This is a genomic window from Paraburkholderia fungorum (assembly GCF_046027605.1).
Taxonomy (GTDB): domain Bacteria; phylum Pseudomonadota; class Gammaproteobacteria; order Burkholderiales; family Burkholderiaceae; genus Paraburkholderia; species Paraburkholderia fungorum_F.
This window is the reverse complement of sequence record NZ_JAQQEF010000002.1, coordinates 582965-601642: the sequence shown is the minus strand read 5'-3', so window position 1 is coordinate 601642 and position 18678 is coordinate 582965. Positions and strand designations below refer to the sequence as shown.

15 protein-coding genes are annotated in these 18678 nt (G+C 63.2%); 10 read left to right on the top strand and 5 right to left on the bottom strand.

From position 1 onward, the window contains the following. Positions 1 to 22: 22 nt before the first annotated feature. Positions 23 to 733 (top strand): GntR family transcriptional regulator, encoded by a 711-nt coding sequence (locus tag PQR53_RS06030; protein ID WP_408451658.1) that lies wholly within the window; start codon positions 23 to 25, stop codon positions 731 to 733. 67 nt (positions 734 to 800) lie between these two features. Beyond that, entirely contained in the window at positions 801 to 1730 is a 930-nt protein-coding gene (locus PQR53_RS06025) for a D-2-hydroxyacid dehydrogenase (protein WP_408451657.1), read from the top strand. Between the two features lie 171 nt (positions 1731 to 1901). On the opposite strand, the gene PQR53_RS06020 is transcribed toward PQR53_RS06025, so the two are convergent. After that, positions 1902 to 3080 carry a porin gene (locus tag PQR53_RS06020; RefSeq protein WP_408451696.1) on the bottom strand — a complete coding sequence of 393 codons (1179 nt, stop codon included), beginning with the start codon at positions 3078 to 3080 and terminating at the stop codon, positions 1902 to 1904. 431 nt (positions 3081 to 3511) lie between these two features. Between PQR53_RS06020 and PQR53_RS06015 the strand changes: the two genes are divergently transcribed. Continuing rightward, entirely contained in the window at positions 3512 to 4546 is a 1035-nt protein-coding gene (locus PQR53_RS06015) for a TRAP transporter substrate-binding protein (RefSeq protein ID WP_408451656.1), read from the top strand. A 153-nt stretch (positions 4547 to 4699) separates the two neighbouring features. Here the strand turns inward: PQR53_RS06015 and PQR53_RS06010 are convergent, their stop codons facing one another. Beyond that, positions 4700 to 5506 carry an enoyl-CoA hydratase/isomerase family protein gene (locus tag PQR53_RS06010; protein ID WP_408451655.1) on the bottom strand — a complete coding sequence of 269 codons (807 nt, stop codon included), beginning with the start codon at positions 5504 to 5506 and terminating at the stop codon, positions 4700 to 4702. Positions 5507 to 5820: 314 nt separating this feature from the next. Between PQR53_RS06010 and PQR53_RS06005 the strand changes: the two genes are divergently transcribed. Further along, positions 5821 to 6873, top strand: coding sequence for a TRAP transporter substrate-binding protein (locus PQR53_RS06005; RefSeq protein ID WP_408451654.1), 1053 nt, complete (start codon positions 5821 to 5823; stop codon positions 6871 to 6873). Between the two features lie 68 nt (positions 6874 to 6941). Further along, positions 6942 to 8810, top strand: coding sequence for a TRAP transporter large permease (locus PQR53_RS06000; protein ID WP_408451653.1), 1869 nt, complete (start codon positions 6942 to 6944; stop codon positions 8808 to 8810). On the opposite strand, the gene PQR53_RS05995 is transcribed toward PQR53_RS06000, so the two are convergent. After that, on the bottom strand, positions 8807 to 9712 hold the full coding sequence (locus PQR53_RS05995; protein WP_408451652.1) for a LysR substrate-binding domain-containing protein: 906 nt from the start codon (positions 9710 to 9712) through the stop codon (positions 8807 to 8809). The genes PQR53_RS06000 and PQR53_RS05995 overlap by 4 nt on opposite strands. Before the next feature lie 245 nt (positions 9713 to 9957). On the opposite strand from PQR53_RS05995, the gene PQR53_RS05990 reads away from it, so the two are divergent. The 5 genes from PQR53_RS05990 to PQR53_RS05970 all read left to right on the top strand — a co-directional run bounded on the left by PQR53_RS05990 (position 9958) and on the right by PQR53_RS05970 (position 15246). Further along, positions 9958 to 11217: a ribulose-bisphosphate carboxylase large subunit family protein gene (locus PQR53_RS05990; RefSeq protein ID WP_408451651.1), complete on the top strand. Its 1260-nt coding sequence runs from the start codon at positions 9958 to 9960 to the stop codon at positions 11215 to 11217. A 69-nt stretch (positions 11218 to 11286) separates the two neighbouring features. Continuing rightward, positions 11287 to 12063, top strand: coding sequence for a phytanoyl-CoA dioxygenase family protein (locus PQR53_RS05985; RefSeq protein WP_408451650.1), 777 nt, complete (start codon positions 11287 to 11289; stop codon positions 12061 to 12063). A 17-nt stretch (positions 12064 to 12080) separates the two neighbouring features. Then, complete coding sequence (locus tag PQR53_RS05980) at positions 12081 to 13427, top strand: four-carbon acid sugar kinase family protein (RefSeq protein WP_408451649.1); 1347 nt, start codon at positions 12081 to 12083, stop codon at positions 13425 to 13427. 79 nt (positions 13428 to 13506) lie between these two features. Further along, positions 13507 to 14424 (top strand): L-threonate dehydrogenase, encoded by a 918-nt coding sequence (gene ltnD, locus PQR53_RS05975; RefSeq protein WP_408451648.1) that lies wholly within the window; start codon positions 13507 to 13509, stop codon positions 14422 to 14424. A 48-nt stretch (positions 14425 to 14472) separates the two neighbouring features. Continuing rightward, on the top strand, positions 14473 to 15246 hold the full coding sequence (locus PQR53_RS05970; protein WP_408451647.1) for a 3-hydroxybutyrate dehydrogenase: 774 nt from the start codon (positions 14473 to 14475) through the stop codon (positions 15244 to 15246). Positions 15247 to 15452: 206 nt separating this feature from the next. On the opposite strand, the gene PQR53_RS05965 is transcribed toward PQR53_RS05970, so the two are convergent. Both PQR53_RS05965 and PQR53_RS05960 read right to left on the bottom strand, forming a co-directional pair. After that, the gene (locus tag PQR53_RS05965) at positions 15453 to 16829 is read right to left on the bottom strand and encodes an MFS transporter (RefSeq protein WP_408451646.1); all 1377 of its coding nucleotides are present in this window, start codon (positions 16827 to 16829) and stop codon (positions 15453 to 15455) included. A 94-nt stretch (positions 16830 to 16923) separates the two neighbouring features. After that, entirely contained in the window at positions 16924 to 18657 is a 1734-nt protein-coding gene (locus PQR53_RS05960; RefSeq protein WP_408451645.1) for a GMC family oxidoreductase, read from the bottom strand. Positions 18658 to 18678: the final 21 nt, after the last annotated feature.

The following is an 18678-nucleotide window of genomic DNA, read 5'->3' as shown; positions in this document are numbered from 1 at the left end:
GGCAATGAGGAAGGCGATTCACATGAAAACCGACACGACCGGCGTTGTAAACGGCAAGGCCAATGCGCGTGCCCCCGAGGTGATCGCTTCGAAACTCGACGAAATCCGCGACCAGGTGCGCGGGATGATCCAGCGTGGTGAATTGCGGCCCGGAGAGCGGGTCAACGAACAGGCGCTCGCGCAGCATATCGGCGTCGGCCGCAATTCCGCTCGTGAAGCGCTACGCGCGCTCGAACAGGCTGGGCTTGTACGCATCGTGCCGAATCGCGGCGCCGAGGTGCGGCGGCTGTCGCTCGAGGAAGCGATGGATCTTTACGAAATCCGTGCCGGTCTGGCGCGCACGGCTGGCCGGCTTGCGGCGCTGCGCCTGACCGCCGAAGAGGAACGCTCGCTGTCCGCGCTGATCGACAGCATGGACGCAGCGGTCGCCGCGCGCGACACGCCCGAATATCAGGCGCTGAACACCGAGTTTCACAGCCAGTTGATGAAAGCGACGAAGAATCCGCGGCTCATCAAGATCAATCAGGCCGTCGAGGAAGAACTGACGCTGTATCTGCACAAAGGGGTCTACTCGTATACGCAGATGCAGCGCTCGGCGAAGGAGCACCACGACCTGTTCAACGCGCTACGCACGGGTCACGCGGATGCCGCCGCGCAAGCGTTCGAGAATCACGTGCAGACCGGCAAGAAACGCATGCTCGATACCGTGTCCACGAGCGAGTCGGATCGTTGAGCAGACAGACATATAACAACCGGCGCGCGCAAGGCGCGCCTCCGTCTCATCCCCACTGGAGTCGTAGTTGAGGACCATCGTCTTTCTTGATCGCGCGACGCTGTCCGTCGATCTGCCGGATTTTCCGTTTCCCCATCGTTGGATCGAATATCCTTGCACCACACCGGAACAGGTTGTGGAACGCTGCCGCGACGCGCAGATCGTGGTGACCAACAAGGTGCCATTGCCGGGCGACGCGCTTGCGCAATTACCGCAACTGGAACTCATCGGCGTGCCGGCCGCCGGCCTCAACCATCTGGATCTCGAAACGTGCCGCAAGCGCGGCATTGGGGTGGTCGCATGCCCCGGCTATTCGACGATTTCCGTGCCCGAGCACGCGTTCGCGCTGATGCTCGCGCTGCGTCGCAATCTGGTGCCCTACTGGCGCGACGTTCATGCGGGCGGCTGGAGCGGCTCACCCACCTTCTATGCCGAATTGCACCCGCTGGAGGATCTGTACGGCTCGACGCTCGGCATCGTCGGTGCGGGTCACGGCGGCAAGCGCCTCGCCGAACTGGCCAGCGCGTTCGGCATGCGCGTGCTGTTCGCGGAGCGCAAGCGCGCGAGCGCGGTGCGCGACGGTTACATCGCATTCGACCAGGTGCTGCGCGAGGCCGATACGATCAGCCTGCATTGCCCGCTGACCGACGAAACGCGGCATCTGTTCGGTATCGCCGAGTTCGAGCGGATGAAGCGCAGCGCGTCGCTCGTGAATACCGCGCGCGGCGGAATCGTCGACGAAGCGGCGTTGATCGAGGCGCTCGACCGCAAGCTGATCGCGAATGCCGCGCTCGACGTGCTCGAACAGGAACCGCCCGCAGCCAATCATCCTCTGCTGTCCAACCCCCGCACCGATCTGATCGTGACGCCTCATGTCGCATGGCGGACCCAGGTCGCGATGACGCGGCTCGTCACGCAACTCGCGCAAGGGATCGAACAGCATTACGCGCAATCTTGAACGCGGCGCAGTTGAACTGCCGCCCGCGAAGAGGCCGGCCCTGCGCCTCTTTACATGCCGCTCCGCGCCGCAGGCGCGGAGTCACTTCGTTATCAGGCCGGCGGCCGTCACACGTCGCAGTGCTAAATTTTCCTCAGCCGATGCAACAGGTGCGGCACGCCGTTCAACGCGTCAGAACTTGTGACGGATTGCAAACCGCACGGTTGCCTGCTGGTTGCTCGACGAAGGCGACAGCCCGTTGATCGCCGCGCGCGCTGCGCGTCCCGTCGAATCGACGCCCGACGCATGCTGCAACACGCCGAGCAGATACACGTCTGTGCGTTTTGACAGCACATAGTCGGCGCTCACCGCGCCTTGCTGATAAGTCGCACGGCTCGTCGTGCCGCCGTCGGTATAGGTGTAAGCGGCCGCCAGCGACAGCGCGGGCGTCAGTTGGTACTGCAAGCCGAGTTCCGCGCTGTTGAACGTCGCCGTGCCCCTCAGGCCGGCCGGGTTCAATACCGATACAACGCCGCTCAGGCTGTTGTAGTGGGTGTTCGCATAGACGGCGTTCAGCATCGCCGCGCCGATCGTGTAGGTCGCACCGGCCGTCAGCACCGCTTCGCTTTGGGCCGACGCGTAGCCGTTGATCACCGGCGAGCTGCCCAGGTTGTTGCTAGCCGCCGTCGCGCCCACCGCGGTGCCGAAGAACGACGCGTTCGGATTGTGCGCGTTCAGATAAGCGACGCCGAGATTCAGCGGGCCGTGCGTATAACCGGCGCCGATCGAATAGATCTGATTCGCCCCAATGCTGCCCGGTACGCCGCCGAAGCTATACATGCCCTCGGCCGAAAAGCCAGCATAGTTCGCGGTCTGATACTTGACCGAATTGTTCACGCGGTTCGTATTGTTCAGGTTGTCGAGGTCGCCCGGATGCGCGCCGAGATTGCCGGCGAACATCGCGCCCGAGGTGAGCGGATGGACGTAATCGATCATCGGATCGTATTGACGGCCGGCTGTAAGCGTGCCGTACGGCGTCGAGACGCCGACGAACGCCTGGCGGCCGAACTCGAGCGAGCCCTGGCCCAGCTTGCCGCTGTTGACGTCGAACCCATTCTCCAGCACGAACAGGCCGCTGAAGCCTCCGCCGAGATCTTCGTTGCCGCGCAGGCCCCAGCGGCTGCCGCTCAGCACGCCGCTCAACATCCCGTACTGCTGATGGCCGTTGCCCGGGCTCGTCTGCACGTTGCTCGTGTAGTTGACCCCGTCATCGATGATCCCGTATAGCGTGACGCTGCTTTGCGCATAGGTGCTGCCCGCCGCCGTGGCAGCGGCCGTGGCCGCGAGCGCACAGAGCGTGCGCGTGAGCATCCGGCCTGCCGGCGCGTGCGCCGACGCTGCGTGCCCAGGAGGGCGTTTCGGTGATGCGTTCAGAAGCTGATTCACTGCTGAGTCTCCTTTCACTTGTTGTTGGACGGAGGTGGATGTTGCGCATGCCTTGAAACGGCGCGCGCAACAGGACAAGCGGCAAGGCGCGGCGCGCCCTGTCGCAGGAAAAGTTGGACCTTCGGGATACTAAGTTCGATGGCTGAACGCCGGCACGGCCGTTCGTTACAAGTTCATCCGCGGCTCCGTTTTCTTGTCTTGACTGTCTGCATTGTCTTTTTTAATAACAACACCTTGACACAAATGTGTCAACACTTTTAAAGTATGTGTAGACAATAAAACGAAACCCTTCGCCTTGCATCGTGCGGCTTCATCGGCCCGCGGAACAATGCGCTCACTTCCAGAACGGAGACAAGATGAACCACCTTTCACGCCGTGCCTTCCTGCAGAGGTCCGGTGCCGTGTCAATCGCCGTGGCAGGCGCCGGCGCATTGCTCACACCGCGCTCGTCGTTTGCACAGAGCGCGCAATACAAGCTGAAGTACGCGAACAACATGCCGCTTTCGCATCCGATGAACGTGCGTGCGAAAGAAGCCGCGGCTGCGATCAGCAAGGAAAGTAACGGCCGCATCGATTTGCAGATCTTCCCGAACAGCCAGATGGGAAGCGACACCGATATGTTGTCGCAGGTGCGTTCCGGCGCGATCGATTTCCTGACCGAAGGCGGCGACATCATGTCGTCGCTCGTGCCGGTCGCGGGGATCAACGGCGTCGGTTTTGCGTTCAACGATTACAACGAGGTATGGGCCGCGATGGACGGCGACCTCGGCAAATACATTCGCAACGCGATCTCCAGGGTCGGCCTCGTGGCGATGGACAAGACGTGGGATAACGGCTTCCGGCAGGTGACGAGTTCACTCAGGCCGATCAATACGCCGGCCGACCTGAAGGGCCTGAAAATCCGCGTTCCGGTGAGCCCGCTGTGGACGGCGCTGTTCAAGGCGCTCGGCGCGGCGCCGACCAGCGTCAACTTCAACGAAGCCTATTCGGCCATGCAGACGAAGGTGGTCGATGCTGAAGAGAACGCGCTGACGCTGATCGAAACCTCGCGCTTCTATGAAGTGCAGAAGTACTGCTCTTTGACCAACCACATCTGGAGCGGCTTCTGGTTCCTGGCGAACGAGCGCTCGTGGCACAAGCTGCCGCCGGATATGCAGGCGATCGTCGCAAAACATGTGAACGCCGCGGCGATGAACCAGCGCGCCGACGTCGCCGCGCTGGACGCGACGCTGCAAACCAGGCTGAAGTCGCAGGGCATGGTTTTCAACAAGCCGGATATCGCGCCGTTCCGCGCCGTGCTGCAAAAGGCCGGGTTCTACCAGCAATACCGGAAGCAGTACGGCGACGAGGCGTGGTCGCTGCTCGAGAAGTACACGCATCCGCTCGCCTGACGGCGGGTCGCGCCAGCTCGACGACGCGCCGCCTAAGGCAGCAATACGGCAATCGCGGTATCCGCCGGAATCGTCGAAGCCGCGATCGGTCTGGCATTGGCTGCAGCGGTTCAACACGGCGCCTCGAGCACAGCTCGCGGCGCCGTTTGTTCGCTAACGATGACGCCAGAGCGGTGCACGCTTTTCGAAGAACGCCTGATTGCCTTCGGCCGCATCGTGCGACTGATAGGCCAGCACGAACGCTTCGAGTTCGACTTCGAGGTGACGCCGGAAGGCACTACGGAATTCATGATCGGCGAGACTCGTGATGGTTCGCACCGACTGCCCCGGCTTCGACGCATACAGCGACGCAAGTTCGAGCGCGCGTTGATCGAGCGCATCGTTATCGACGATTTCATCGACGATGCCGAGCACCAGCGCCTGCCCGGCGTCGATCCGCTGGCCGCCGTACAGCATTTTCTTCGCTGCTACCGGCCCGATCAGACGCGTCAGCAGCGCGATGCCGCCGGTACCCGGCCACACGCCGCGGTCGATCTCCGGTAATGCGAACACCGCGTTGCGTGCGGCAAGCCGGAACGTGCAACCGAGTGCGAGTTCGAAGCCGCCGCCCATGCAAAAGCCGCGAATCGACGCGATCGCCGGAATGTCGAGTTCGACCAGCGCGCGCATCATCCGATGCGCGTTCTCGCCGTGCGCGCGCGCGACCGTTGCGTCGAAGCGCAGCGGAAATTCACGCAGGTCGGCGCCCGCGGAGAACGCGCGTTCTCCGCTGCCAAAAATCACACAGCGCAAGTCGCGCCGCTCCTGCGCTCCGGCAAAAAAAATGCCGAGCTCCCGGCGCACCGCCTGAGTCAGCACATTCAGCGGCGGGTTTGCAATCGCGACTCGCGCGACGGCCGGTGCGATCTCTTCGACGTCGATTGCGGCTGCCGCGGCCACGCGGGGTTGTATCGGGTCCATCTCTCCTCCAAATGTCGACCCGACCCACATCTGACTTAGGTCGGGCTAAGTGTATTCACTATTAAATACTTTACAGACACTATAATACAATGTGTCAACACTTTTAGCAGCAGCGCCGAGGCGGGAGCGGCGTTGGCTGAAGCCGGCGACGGCTTCTCAGGTTTGAGTTTTCCTCAAGCAGAAGCGAATAAAAACTCGTTAGGGATGCAATCACGTCGCCCCTAGAATCAAAAATAGACAAACGCGGACGAATACCGCGACGAGGAGATCTTCACCACCAGAACATAAGGGCACTGCCCATAACCGGAGGAGACATGCAAGCCACGAAAGTGAAGGCGCACGCACGCCTGTCGCAAAGCAAAACTACACGCCGGACGCTGATCAGGAGTGCACTGGCGTTGCCGCTCTTCGGCATTCTGCCCAAAGGGGTGAGAGCCGCAGAATTCAACTACAAGTTCGCGACTGCGCTGCAAGGCGACCATCCGTTGAACGTGCGCGCGAGCGAGGCGTTTGGCCGCATCCGCGAAGCGACGCACGGCCAGGTCGAGATCAAACTGTTCCCCTCCAACGTGCTCGGCTCCGACGCCGACACGCTGACGCAGACGCGCACCGGTGCAGTCGAATTCATGGTCCTCGGGCATGGCAACCTGGGCAACTATGTGCGATCGTCCGGCATCCTCAGCACCGGCTTCGCATTCAGCGACTACTCGCACGTATGGGCCGCCGTGGACGGTGCGCTCGGCGACTACATCCGCGACGACATCAACAAGACCGGCACGATTGTCGCGGTCGCACGCATGTGGGACAACGGCTTCCGCCAGGTCACGTCGTCGTCGCGGCCGATCAGACTGCCCGCCGATCTCACCGGCTTCAAGCTGCGCGTGCCGCCGACACCGGCCTACACGATGCTGTTCAATGCATTCCACGCCGGCCCCACACCGATCAACTACTCGGATCTGTACACCTCGCTGCAAACACACATCGTGGACGGCGAAGAGAACCCGCTCGCGATCATCAACTCCGGCAAGCTGTACGAGGTTCAGAAATACTGCAGCTTCACCAATCACATCTGGGACGGCTTCTGGCTGCTCGGCAATCAGCGCGCGTGGATGAAGCTTCCGCCCGCGGTGCGCACGATCGTCACCGATGAGTTCAACCGCTCGATCGGCGATCAGCGCAGCGATATCGCGGCTAGCAGCGTGAGCTTGCGCAGCAGTCTGGGGGCGAAGGGCCTGCAATTCATCGACGTGGATCAGCAGGCGTTCCGCGCCGCGCTCAGCAAGACGTCGTTCTACAAGGACTGGCGGCAGCAGTTCGATCCAAAAGCATGGAGCCTGCTCGAACAGACCGTGGGCAAGCTCGCCTGAGCACGGCCCCGGCGCCGCCCTTGCGCGGCGTCCGGGAACATGACGGGAAGCAATCACGAGACTTGACCATGAGACACAATCTGACGATGACCGCCGAACCCTCGCAAGACGTCGAAACGGGGCTGGCGAAAGCCCGCGCGGCACTGGTCTGGACCATCGAAAGCGCTGCGGCGCTGCTGGTCGCCGTGGAGACGGTGATTCTGTTCGGCGGCGTCGTCGCGCGCTATATATTCCAGCATCCGCTCGACTGGTCGGATGAACTCGGCTCGCTCCTGTTTCTGTGGCTCGCGATGCTGGGCGCGGTTATCGCCTTCTGGCGCGGCAACCACATGCGGATGACGGTGCTGGTCGACCGTGCGTCGCCCACGCTGCGCGCGATGCTCGATGTATTCGCGATCGCCGCCGCACTCGTGTTCCTGCTGCTGATCGTGCAACCGACATGGAGTTACGCGAAAGATGCAATCGACGTTACGTCTCCCGCGCTGCAGATTTCGACGGTATGGCGAGCCGCCGCGCTGCCGGTCGGCGCCGTGCTGCTGGTGATATCGAGCGTGATTCAGCTCGCGCAGGTGGCGAAGCGGCGCACGGTGCTGCTGGCGATCATGGGCGTCGCGTTGCTCGCCGGCGCACTATATGCGCTTCAGCCGGTGTTCGAGAATCTCGGCAACGTGAATCTGGTGATCTTCTTCGTCGTCATCGTCGCGATCGGTATCTTTTCCGGCGTACCGATCGCGTTCACGTTCGGTATCGCGACGTTCGCCTATCTGGCGCTGACGACCAGCGTGCCGCTGACCGTGGTGGTGGGCCGGATGGATGAAGGCATGTCGCATCCGATCTTGCTGGCCGTGCCGCTCTTCGTGTTCCTCGGTTATCTGATGGAGATGACCGGCATCGCCGCCGCGCTCGTCAATTTTCTCGCGCAGGCGCTGGGTCCGGTTCGCGGCGGGCTGTCGTATGCGCTCGTCGGCGCAATGTATCTGCTGTCAGGAATTTCGGGTTCAAAAGTCGCCGATATGGCAGCGGTCGCGCCGGTTCTGTTTCCCGAGATGAAGCGGCGCGGCTCGGATCCGGGCGAACTGGTTGCGTTGCTGGCCGCGACCGGCGCGCAAACCGAGACGATTCCACCTGGCATTGTGCTGATCACGATTGGTTCGGTTACCGGAGTATCGATTACCGCGCTTTTCACCGGCGGCCTGATGCCGGCGATCGCGCTAGGCCTCGCGCTGTGCGCGGTGGTGTGGTATCGGCACCGCAAGCACGCGCCCGACACGGTGGGCCGCATTGACGTGCGGCGTCTTCTGAAGACCTTCGTGATTGCGCTACCGGCGCTTGCGCTGCCCGTGGTGATTCGCGGCGCGGTGGTGGAAGGCGTGGCGACCGCGACTGAAGTGTCTACGGTCGGCGTGATGTATTCACTGATCGTCGGCTTGCTCATCTATCGCAAGTTCGAATGGCGCCGGATGCGGCCAATGATGATCCAGACAGCCGCACTGTCGGGCTCGATTCTGCTGATCATCGGCACGGCGACGGCGATGGCGTGGGCGCTGACGCAATCGGGATTCTCGATCGAACTCGCCGCTGCGATGGCGGCGCTGCCCGGCGGCGCGCCGACCTTTCTTGCGGTGTCGGTGGTCGCGTTCATCGTGCTCGGCAGCGTGCTCGAAGGCATTCCGGCGGTGGTGCTGTTCGGACCGCTGCTATTTCCGATCGCGCGCACAATGGGCATCAGCGAAGTTCACTACGCGATCGTTGTGGTCCTTTCGATGGGGATCGGGCTGTTCGCACCACCGTTCGGTGTCGGTTACTACTCGGCCTGTGTGATCGGCGGCGTGGATCCGTCGAGCGCGATGCGCAAGATCTGGCCGTATCTGGCGGCGCTCCTCGTAGGCATCGCCGTCGTCACGGCCGTGCCGTGGTTCTCAGTCGGATTCCTCTAATGCGAGCCCGTGCCGTTCATCGGCGCGGTGTCGCCGGCGCCTTCCTTGCGCAGCCACGCGACGAGCGCCTGCAGGTCTTTCGACGAGCGCAGGCTGGGCGCGATCCACAACACGATGTTGTACTCCCCTTCTTCAAAGCCATACGGCGCGACGAGCCGCCCCGAGCCGATCTCCTCCTCGACCATCATGCGCGGAGCGATCGCGATGCCAAGCCCGCACGACGCCGCCTGGATCATCAGATAGAAATGTTCGTAGACGTCGTGCGGCATCACGTCGAGATCCTGCCGCCCCACGCGCGCAAGCCAGTCGCGCCATGCCCGCGGCCGCGTCTTGGTGGCCAGAATGCGCATTTTCAGGAGATCGTCGAGGCCACGCTGACCGTGCTTTTCGAAGAACCCAGGCGCGCAGACAAGTCCCGTCTCTTCCTTCATCAGATGCTTGACGATCACGTCCTGCGGCGGAGCGAGCATGTCGTTGCGGATCGCGACGCTGACCTCCTCGCGCGCGAGATCGAGCGGCCCGTAGTTGACGTTCAGCAGCACTTCGACATCCGGATACGCCTGCTTGAACCGCGCAAGCCGCGGAATCAGCCAGTACATCATGATCGTTGCGGAACACGACACGGTCAGCGGGCCGGGCTGCAACTGCTGCACGCTCGCGTTGATCAGTTGAAATCCTTCGGACAGGCTGACCGCAAGCCGCCTGCCTTCGGACGTCGGTTCGACCGACTGTCCGAGGCGCTTGAGCAGCGTGATCGAGAAAATCGTTTCGAGCGATTGAATGTGGCGGCTAACGGCGCCGGGCGTCACCCCCAGTTCGTTGGCGGCAAGCGTCATGCTGCCGAGCCTGACGGAAGCTTCAAAGGCTCTAAGGGCGTTTAGCGATGGACGAAGCACTGACATTGGGAATGGGAGTAGGCGATGGAAAACGAACTGTCGAAATCGAAATGAATCTCGTCAGTTATTCTAACCATCTGTATTGCGTTTTTCTCACGGCTTGCCGAAAAAAATTCGATTGTCTGCCTGCTACGCGGATCCTAGACTGATCGCAAGTCATGCAAAGCTTTTCGCAACCGGACCAAGGAGAACACCATGCCTGACATCGAGGCGCGCCTGCGCCCGCCTGGCGTAGCAACGGGAATCGCATCATGAGCCAAGATCGCGTCGTAGCCCGTTATCTCGTCGAATCGCCATACCCTCTCGGACAAGTGGCCGAGCTGATCGCCGGCGAACAGTCGAGCGGCACCTTCGTTACAGTGCCGGGCGAAACCGTCGAACTCAAGAAGCGCTTTGGCGCGCAAGTCGTCAGCATCACGCCGCTCGAAACGGTCGATGCGCCGGCACTCCCCGGCTGCACGCCGGCGCGCTCGTCAGGCCCGGTACGTTACCAACGCGGCGAGATCGCGATCTCTTTTCCACTACACAACTTCGGGCCGTCGCTGCCGAACCTGTTCACCACCGTCGCGGGCAATCTGTATGAATTGCAGCAACTGTCCGGCCTGAGGCTGCTCGACCTCGATCTGCCCGATGCGTTCGGCGCACGTTATCCGGGGCCGGCCTTCGGCATCGAAGGCACGCGCAAACTGGTCGATGTGTACGACCGCCCGTTGATCGGCACGATCGTCAAACCGAGCATCGGTCTCTCGACGCAGGAGTTGCGCGTTCGGGTGCGCGAACTGGCGCTGGCGGGTCTCGACTTCATCAAGGATGATGAACTATGCGGCAACCCACCGTATGCGCCGCTCGCCGAACGGGTCGCCGCGGTGATGGACGAGATCGAACGCGCGGCGGACGAGACCGGCAAGAAGGTCATGTACGCGTTCAACATCACCGGCGACATCGATGAACTGCGGCGCGGCCACGACCTCGTGCTCGAACACGGCGGCAATTGCGTGATGGTGGCGGTCAACAGCATCGGCTTCGCGGGCGTGGCGTGGCTGCGCCGTCATAGCGCACTGCCGATTCACGGCCATCGCGCGACGATCGGCGCGCTGTCGCGCTGCCCGCTGCTCGGCGTGGGCTTTACCGCGTACCAGAAGCTCGCGCGTCTCGCCGGCGTCGACCATCTGCATGTCGGCGGAATCGACAGCAAGTTTTATCAGGCAAACGAAGAGGTGACGCAGTCGATCAAGGACTGCCTCACGCCGATGTTCGGCGGCTATACGGTGATGCCGGCGGTGTCGTCCGCGCAGTGGGCCGGCTCGGCCATCACCACCTATGCGGCGACCGGCACCGTCGATTTGCTGCATATGGCGGGCGGCGGCATCATGGCGCATCCGCATGGCGTCACGGCGGGGGTGCGCAGCATGCAGCAGGGGTGGGAAGCGGCGCTTGCCGGCGCCGACCTCATCGAGTACGCGAGCTCGCGGCCTGAATTGCGGGCGGCGGTCGATAAATTCGGCAATTAGGCTGCAGGCGCCGCTAACAGATACCGGCATCGACACCACAATCAGCAAAGATGGATCAGGAGACAGGTCATGAAACTTACTGCGGAACAACATCGACAGTTCGACGACAACGGTTTTCTGCTCGTGCCGGACGTGTTCTCGCTCGACGAAATAATCGCGCTGCGCGACGAATCAAACGCGATCTTCCAGCACCATCGGCCGGAAATCTGGCGCGAGAAAAACGGCGAGCCGCGCACCGCGTTCGGCTGCCATGAATACAACGAGGTTTTTCGCGCACTGACGTTGGACAGCCGGCTCGTCGAACCAGTCGAACAGATCATCGGTGAGCAGTTGTATATCCACCAGTTCAAGGTCAATCCCAAGGTCGCGTTCGAGGGCGACACGTTCCCGTGGCACCAGGACTTCGTGACCTGGCATGAAGACGACGGCATGCCGGAAGCCCGCGCGATGAACGCCGCGATCTTTCTCGACGACGTCCACGCGTCCAACGGGGCGCTGATGTTTGTGCTGGGTAGCCACAAGGAAGGCATGATTTACGCGGAAGACGTCAACGGCCGCCGCTGGCTCGAACGCAAGGACGTAGTGCGCCTGATCCGCTCCGGCGACGACATCGCGATCGCCGAGGGCCGCGCGGGCAGCGTGCTGCTGTTCCACGGCGACGTCGTACATGGTTCGGCGGGCAACATCACGCCGCTGCCGCGCCGCATCCTGTACGTCACCTACTCGGCGCTATCGAATCATCTGCTCCGGCCGACGCGTCCGCCGTATATCGCGCACCGGTCCTTCGAGCCGATTGTCGCGGTGGAACGGGCGGTCCAGCACGCGACCGCGCATCACACGGCCTGAACCGCGAGCCACGGCCGATGCGAGAGCCCATCTGTTTCTACGGCGACGACTTCACGGGCGCCGCCGCGAACCTGCTTGAATTTCATTGCCGCGGACTGCGCGGCGTGCTGTTCGTCGATACGCCGAGCGCCGCGCAACTCACCGCTTACCGTGATAATGCGGACGTGATCGGCATCGCCGGCGTGAGCCGCTCGCTCGCGCCGGCGGCGATGGAGCGCGAAGTGCGACCCGCATTCGAACTGTTCCACACGATGGGGGCGCGCCTGATCCAGTACAAGATCTGCGCGACGTTCGATTCGTCGCCTGTGCGCGGCAACTTCGGCACCGTGCTCGAACTGGCGCGCACACTGTTCGGCACGCGCACGATACCGATCGTCCCAGCCCATCCGGACTTCGGCCGCTACACGGTGTTCGGCAATCACTTTTCCGTCTATCAGGGCAGCGTGTTCCGACTCGATCGCCATCCGAGCATGGCGAACCATCCGGCCACGCCGATGCACGAGGCGGATCTGCGCAGGCATCTGGCCGCGCAGACGGCGCTGCCGATCGCGCTGTGCGATCTGCCGTCGCTGCGTGCGGCGAGCGACGGCGCGCTCGACGACCTGCTGGCGAGCTCCGATGCGGCGGCGACTGTATTCGACGCGATCGAGCGGCGCGACCTTGTAACCGTCGCGCGAGCGGTGTGGCGGGCGTCGCGGCAACGGCCGCTGTTCACGCTGTCGGCGCACGGTCTCGCCGCGGGCCTCGGCAGTCATCTCGCCGAACTCGGCGAGACCGGCACGGTGAGCCACGCACCGCAAAAACCGGTGGAAAGCCTCGTCGTGCTATCGGGAAGTTGCTCGCCGCGCACGGCGTCGCAGATTGCGTATGCGCAGGCGCATGGGTGGCGCACGCTGCGACTGCCAGTCGAAAAGTTCGGCACACAGCACGAAACGCAGGTCGTCGAACAACTCGTCGCCGAGATTCTCGACGCGCTCGCCGCGCGGCGCAGCATCATCGTCTATGCGGCCGCCGGTCCCGACGATGCGTCGATCGCCGCGGGCCGCAGCGTGTTCGACAGCATGGCCACCGAATCGTCGGCGGTGATCGGCGGCGTGTATGGCGCTGTATTGCGGCGTGTCGTAGCGAGCCGGCGCCTGCCGCGCGTCGTACTCGCAGGCGGCGATACGTCGAGCCAGACGATGCGCCGACTCGGCGTCGACGCATTGACGATCGACGCGGTCAACACCGCGACCAACGAAGCCTTCATGCGGGTCCGCGCGCAGGGCAGCCCGTTCGACGGCATGCAGGTACTGCTCAAGGCCGGGCAGAACGGCACCGACGACTACTTAGGCCGCGCGCTCGAAGGCGACGGCTGGGTGTGAGCGGACACCGTCGCGCGCATCTGCCTGGCGCCCCACCGCTTTTTATTCCTTCATACCATCGGCATCGAGAGGCGTTCGAATGAAAACATTGCACCCCGCCACGGGCGTCATCGGACTTGGCGCGATGGGCTCGGGCGTCGCGCGCTCGCTGCTGCGCGCAGGCTTCGCGACTCACGTATGCGACGCGCGCGCGGCCGCTGTCGAAAGCTTTACCGCCGACGGCGCGACCGGCTGCGCGAGTCCGGCCGAGCTGGCCGCACGGTGCGACGTGGTGATCAGCGTGGTGGTCGATGCCGCGCAGACCGAGCAGGTGCTGTTCGGCCCGGCTGGCTGCGCCGCGGTGATGAAACCCGGCAGCGTGTTCGTAATGTGCAGCACGGTACCGCCCGACCGCTCGATCGAATTCGCCGCGCGCATCGCCGAGCTCGGCGTGCTGTATCTGGACGCGCCGATCTCCGGCGGCCCCGTCCGCGCGGCGAGCGGCGAGCTGACGATGATGACGTCCGGCGTCCCGGCTGCATACGAGCGGTGCGAAGTGGTGCTCGAAGCGATCGCCGCCAAGGTGTACCGCCTTGGCCACGAAGCTGGCGCTGGCAGCAAGGTGAAGCTCATCAACCAATTGCTGGCCGGCGTGCACGGCGCGGTCGCCGCCGAAGCGATGGCGCTCGGCCTGCGCGAAGGCCTCGATCCGCATGCGCTGTACGAGGTCATCACGCACAGCGCCGGCAACAGCTGGATGTTCGAGAACCGTATCGCGCATGTACTGGCCGGCGACTATACGCCGCTGTCCGCGGTGGATATCTTCGTCAAGGATCTTGGACTTGTGCTCGATCTGGCGCGCTCGAGCAAGTTTCCGCTGCCGCTGTCGAGCTCCGCGCACCAGATGTTCATGCAGGCGAGTGCGGCCGGTTTTGCGCGCCAGGACGACAGTGCGGTCATCAAGATTTTCCCGGGTATTGAACTGCCACGATGCAAACAGACAGACGGCGATCGCTGACGCATCCTGGCTTCATTCAACGGCTCAATGACACTTAGGGACACACTCATGCTTGAAGGAAAAACAGCGCTTATCACCGGTTCCACTGGCGGCATCGGCCTCGGCATCGCGATCGCGCTGGCTCGGGCCGGCGCCAACATTGCGCTAAACAGCCGCGCGGACGACGCGCACGAAGCCACCGCGCAGGTTGCGGCGCACGGCACGCAGGTCGCCTACTTCCGCGCCGATATGGCCGGCCCGATGCAGATCGCGAACATGATGCGCGCCGCCGCGGAACGCTTCGGCCGGATCGACATCGTCATCAACAATGCAGGCATGCAGTACATCGCCGCCACCGAGGATTTCCCGGAGGACCGCTGGGACGCGATGATCGCAGTGAACCTGTCGAGCGCATTTCACACGACCCGTCTCGCGCTGCCGGCGATGAAGGCGGCGAACTGGGGGCGCATCATCAATATAGGTTCGACGCATTCACTCGTCGCATCGCCGAACAAATCGGCCTATGTGGCCGCCAAACACGCAATCATCGGACTGACCAAGGCCGTCGCACTGGAGAACGTAACGAGCGGCGTGACTTGCAATGCGATCTGTCCGGGGATGGTGCTGACGTCGATGGTCGAGCGGCAGATCGCGGCGTTCAGTGCCCAACGAGGCATGTCGCACGATGACGCCACCCATGCGTTTCTGGCGGCGAAGCAGCCGTCGCTGCAGTTCACGACGCCGGAGCAGTTGGGCGCGCTTGCGGTGTTCATGTGCTCGCCCGGCGGCGACAATGTGCGCGGTGTGGCGTGGCAGGTCGATGGGGGGTGGACGGCACAGTGACGGATGCGTTCGACGGTCCGCGTTGTCCGTGCCGTTGTCCGTGCGGTCGGTGATCTATATCACTTGCGATACGTTACCAATCCGCACTTCCACCACGCGCTTCAGATGAAAGCGCCACCCGCGTCCTCGCAAAGTATGCGAGGACACTTGTGGTCACAATACGCGATCACCCCACCCGTGAAAAGCAGCGTGAAACCAAGGGCATTTCACCGCGATACCAGGGCGGCGTCGTTATCGAGCTTGCCGCGTGTCTCCGGCACGATGAACGCCCCCGCGAGGAAAATCACGCTGATCGCACCGGCGAAGATCGCGAGGGTCATCGGCAACTGGCTGGCGTCTTTCGCCACCAGCGAAACGGCGGTCGGCATCATCCCGCCGATCGCGAAGCCGATGTTCCACGACAGCCCTGTGCCGGTAGCGCGAATCGCGGTCGGAAAGCGTTCGTTCAGGAAGATCAGAAGCGGCGCGTAACCGGCGCTGCCGAGCGCGCTCAGAATCACCGCGTAAACGCCGATTATCGTGATGCTTTGCGCTGTGGGCAGCAGCAGGAACAGCGCAGGCAGCGCGAACAGGCGAATCAGGCCTATCCAGACGAACGCGCTCTTGCGTCCGATGAAGGTGCTCAGATGTCCCGCCGCGATGGACGCGATGACCACCGCGACGCTGGAGATCATGAGAATCGCGGCCGCGGCGCCGTTCGGTGCGTGGCTCACCACCTTGAGAAAGGTCGGCAGGTAGCCGGACGTGAGGTAATAACCGCTGCCGCCACCGATCGTCAGCAGCAGATTGACGAACAGAATCGAGCGATAGTCGCGTGAAAACAGCGTGCGGATCGGCGAGCGGACGACCTCGACAGGCGCGCCCGTGTTCTGCATGGCGGCCATGGCGGCCTTCTCGGCGGCCAGCTTCTTCCACAGCGGCGACTCTTCCAGACTACTGAAGACGAACAAGCCGAGAATCGAGCTGACGATGCTGGTGAAGAACATGCAGCGCCAGCCCCACACGTCGAACAGGTCGCCCGGGAAGATCGCCGACATCGCCAGATATGCGAGCGATGCGAGCAATGCGCCGAGTCCCGCCCCGCCACCACCGATCAGCCCCGACACGGCGCCGCGATATTTCGGCGCAACCGATTCGGTGCCGATGGTGTGCGTCGACGCCACCACGCCGCCGACGAATACGCCTTGTATCAAACGCAGCATCAGGAACAGGATTGGCGCGACCAGGCCGACTTGCGCGACCGTCGGCAGCAAGCCGAAGGCTGCCGTCGAGAGGCCCACGCCGACCACCGCAGTGATCATTGCGCCCTTGCGTCCGTGCCGGTCCGCGTAGGAGCCGAACCATGCCGAGCCAAGCGGGCGCATCAGCAGGGTCACGGCAAACGATGCATAGACCGCAGCGAGCGAGAGCATGGCGTGTTCGGACGGAAAGAACAATCGTCCAACTACCGGTGCGACGAACAGCAATACGAACAGATCGAACAAATCCAGTGCCCAACCGAGGCACGAGGCCACTACTGCACCCATCACTTGCCGCCGGTCTACCGCGGGCAAGGCGGCGCCATTCTGCGCTGCTACGGACATCGTCATCTCCTTGATTTTCAGCGGACCGTCTTTTGATCGTCCCTGTTTTAAGGCACGTTCTGGATTGCGTGCTCCTAGTGGTGCTAAAAAAGCTTTATCGACCGGCCACCGGGAGCGCCGTCGTGCTTGACGCTGAGTTCGGGTAACCTCGCGCGAGCATCGCATCGGCGATCTTTTCGGCCATCATGATGGTCGGGATATTCGTATTCGCGGAAGGCAGCCGTGGCATCAGTGACGCATCGACGACCCGCAAGCCCTGCGCGCCACGCACGCGGCCCGCGTTGTCCGTCACAGCCATGACGTCGTTCACATCGCCCATCTTGCAGGTGCCGCTCGCGTGCCATACGCCGAACACATTGGCGCGAATAAACGCCTCGAGCGCGTGCTCATCGGCAAGCAGCGCGGACATTTGCTGGCCTCGCGTGAAAAACCGTTCGATCAACGCCCGCCGGATCGGCGCGGGTGTGTCGAGCAACATGCCGAGCATCGAGGTCAGCGCGGCGTTGCGGGTTCCAACGCGGCTAAGCGCCTTGACCCGCGGCGAAAACGCCGCGGGAAAAAAGTCGCGTGGATCGTGACCCAGCCCCGAGTCCGCGACGATTTTCGCCAGCATTCGTACGCCGAAAGCGAGGCGCGCGACATCGCGTGGATCGTCGAGCAGATTCAGATCGACGCGTGGCGGCACTGCGGGGTCTGGTGAAACGAGTCCCACACGGCCGAGTGAATACGGGCGGTTGCACCAGAGAAAGAACAACCCTAGCCGGTTGCCGAGCGCATGCCATGCGGCACGCGTCGCACTCGACAGATAAAGATCGGACGCATCGCACCCTGCAACGCCCGAGGTGAAACGCGCGGCCGTCATGCTCGCGCGGCGCCGCGACAAAGGCATGCGATAACGTCGCTCGAGAAAATGGCAGAAGGTCAGCGACGGATGATCCTGGAGATTACGCCCCACGCCCGGCAGATCGACCATGCAAGCTATGCCGAGGGCGCTCAGATCATCCTTCGCGCCGACACCCGCTCGCATCAGCAACGCCGGCGATTGCAACGCGCCTGCACACAGGACAACTTCATCCGCCTCGAAACGCACGCGGGCACCGTTACGCGCCACGGCCACCACACCGCGCGCGACCATGCCTTCCATCACAATGCGCTCGACACGCAAGTCCGGATAGATGTGCAGATTGCGGCGCCTGCGCGTCTGCGCATCCAGATAGGCGACGGCGGTCGAGATGCGCTTGTCGTCGAGATTCGAGAACGCGCCGGGAAAGTAGCCGTCACCGAATTCACCGTTCTGGTCCTGCAAGCTGGCGAAGCCGTTCTTACGCATCCCGTCAGCAAACGCATGGCAGAACGGCGGCCAGTCGGCCTGGAGGACACGGCGAATCGGTACCGGCCCATCGCCCCCGTGCAATTCGCCTTCCGGGAAATTCACGTCGCGTTCGAGCTTGCGGAAATACGGCAGCACGTCCTGCCACGCCCAGCCGGTTGCGCCATTGGCGGCCCAACCGTCGTAGTCGCGCGGCAGGCCGCGATTGGCCGATTGCACGTTGATACTCGATCCGCCACCCATTACCCGCCCTTGCTCATACACACGCGGTGCGGCCGTTCGGGTCGCGCTCGCTTTGAGCTCCGGCCAGATGTACGTGTCGCCACAGAAGACTGGCATGGGATAGCTGTCGAGAATCGCCGTGGGCACGGCGCCCGGCGGCGTATCCTTGCCCGCCTCGATCAACGCGACGCGCAACGACGGTACCGCCGACAACCGGTGCGCAAGCACGCATCCGGCGGATCCACCGCCCACAATCACGTAATCGAAACGCTCCATATGCCTTGTCTCCTGCGGTCT

Bases quoted from the DNA above. Each gene is read 5' to 3' on its own strand.
- PQR53_RS06020 (WP_408451696.1), bottom strand. From the start codon at position 3,080: ATGCTCACGCGCACGCTCTGTGCGCTCGCGGCCACGGCCGCTGCCACG.
- PQR53_RS06015 (WP_408451656.1), top strand. From the start codon at position 3,512: ATGAACCACCTTTCACGCCGTGCCTTCCTGCAGAGGTCCGGTGCCGTG.
- PQR53_RS05980 (WP_408451649.1), top strand. From the start codon at position 12,081: ATGCGAGAGCCCATCTGTTTCTACGGCGACGACTTCACGGGCGCCGCC.
- PQR53_RS05995 (WP_408451652.1), bottom strand. From the start codon at position 9,712: ATGTCAGTGCTTCGTCCATCGCTAAACGCCCTTAGAGCCTTTGAAGCT.
- PQR53_RS06030 (WP_408451658.1), top strand. From the start codon at position 23: ATGAAAACCGACACGACCGGCGTTGTAAACGGCAAGGCCAATGCGCGT.
- PQR53_RS05970 (WP_408451647.1), top strand. From the start codon at position 14,473: ATGCTTGAAGGAAAAACAGCGCTTATCACCGGTTCCACTGGCGGCATC.
- PQR53_RS05985 (WP_408451650.1), top strand. From the start codon at position 11,287: ATGAAACTTACTGCGGAACAACATCGACAGTTCGACGACAACGGTTTT.
- PQR53_RS05960 (WP_408451645.1), bottom strand. From the start codon at position 18,657: ATGGAGCGTTTCGATTACGTGATTGTGGGCGGTGGATCCGCCGGATGC.
- PQR53_RS06005 (WP_408451654.1), top strand. From the start codon at position 5,821: ATGCAAGCCACGAAAGTGAAGGCGCACGCACGCCTGTCGCAAAGCAAA.
- PQR53_RS06010 (WP_408451655.1), bottom strand. From the start codon at position 5,506: ATGGACCCGATACAACCCCGCGTGGCCGCGGCAGCCGCAATCGACGTC.
- PQR53_RS06000 (WP_408451653.1), top strand. From the start codon at position 6,942: ATGAGACACAATCTGACGATGACCGCCGAACCCTCGCAAGACGTCGAA.
- PQR53_RS05965 (WP_408451646.1), bottom strand. From the start codon at position 16,829: ATGTCCGTAGCAGCGCAGAATGGCGCCGCCTTGCCCGCGGTAGACCGG.
- PQR53_RS05990 (WP_408451651.1), top strand. From the start codon at position 9,958: ATGAGCCAAGATCGCGTCGTAGCCCGTTATCTCGTCGAATCGCCATAC.
- ltnD (WP_408451648.1), top strand. From the start codon at position 13,507: ATGAAAACATTGCACCCCGCCACGGGCGTCATCGGACTTGGCGCGATG.